General features: G+C 68.1%; 1 protein-coding gene. It reads right to left on the bottom strand.

The window, feature by feature from the left end:
• Positions 1-118 precede the first annotated feature (118 nt).
• A partial coding sequence (locus tag AC1DZ6_RS25265) for a molybdopterin cofactor-binding domain-containing protein (protein WP_477099833.1) occupies positions 119-1,300 on the bottom strand: 1,182 nt, incomplete at its 5' end.

The following is a 1,300-nucleotide window of genomic DNA, read 5'->3' as shown; positions in this document are numbered from 1 at the left end:
GGGTTACACCTTCGCCGTCGTCGCAATGCGCCCTGCCGGCACGCCGTCGGACGTTTTACCCCCTCACCCTCCCACCGCTTCGCGGCGGGYCCCTCCCTCTCCCCACGGGAGAGGGTCATCATTGGGTCGCCCTCTTCACATCTTCCACCGCCATCAGGATCCGCTCCGGCGTCGCCGGCGCGTCCAGGTCGGGGAACACCTTGTGGTCGGCCACCGAGGCCACCGCCCGGCTCACCGCCGACAGCACCGACAGGGCCAGCATCAGCGGCGGCTCGCCCACGGCCTTGGAGCGATGCACCGTCTCCTCGACGTTCCGGCCCGGCTCCCACAGCGCCACGTTCAGCACCGCCGGCCGATCGCCGCAGGTGGGGATCTTGTAGGTCGAAGGGGCGTGGGTCAGCAGGCGGCCGTCGTCGCTGAACACCAGCTCCTCGGTGGTCAGCCAGCCCATGCCCTGGATGAAGCCGCCCTCGATCTGTCCCAGGTCGATGGCCGGGTTCAGCGAGCGGCCGGCGTCGTGCAGGATATCGGCCCGCGTGACCTTCATCTCGCCGGTCAAGGTGTCGATCAGCACCTCGCTGCAGGCCGCGCCGTAGGCGAAATAGTAGAACGGCCGGCCGGTGTGGGTGGCGCGGTCGTAGTGGATCTTGGGCGTGGCGTAGAAGCCGGTGGACGACAGCGACACCCGGGCCAGGTGCGCCTGACGGCACAGGATGGCGAACGGGATCAGCTCCGCCCCGGCCCGCAGGCCTTCTGGCGTAAACTCGACCTCGGCCTCGCCACAGCCCCACTTCTTCGCGGCGAATTCGATCAGCCGCGCCTTGAGGGTGTTGGCCGCGTTGAGCGCCGCCATGCCGTTGAGATCCGTACCCGACGAGGCGGCGGTGGCCGAGGTGTTGGGCACCTTGTCGGTGACGGTCGAGGTCACCTTCACGCGGTCGATGTCCACCTTGAACGCCTCGGCGACGATCTGGGCGACCTTGACGAACAACCCCTGCCCCATCTCGGTGCCACCGTGGTTCAGCAGGATCGAGCCGTCGGCATAGAGGTGGATCAGCGCCCCGGCCTGGTTCAGGTGGGTGGTGGTGAACGAGATGCCGAACTTCACCGGCGTCAGCGCCAGGCCCTTCTTCAGCACCGGGCTGCGCGCGTTATAGGCGTCGATCTCGCGCTGCCGAGCCTCGTAGTCGCAGGACGCCGCCAGTTCTGCCAACAGCTGCGGCGCGACATTGTCCTCGACCGTCTGATGATAGGGCGTGAGGTTGCGCCCCTCGCCGCCATAGAGCTCGCCGCCATAGAG

This window comes from Caulobacter sp. P1_B12_2 (genome assembly GCF_056406675.1).
Note: the sequence above shows the minus strand (reverse complement) of the source record. Positions and strands in the feature narration are given on the sequence as shown.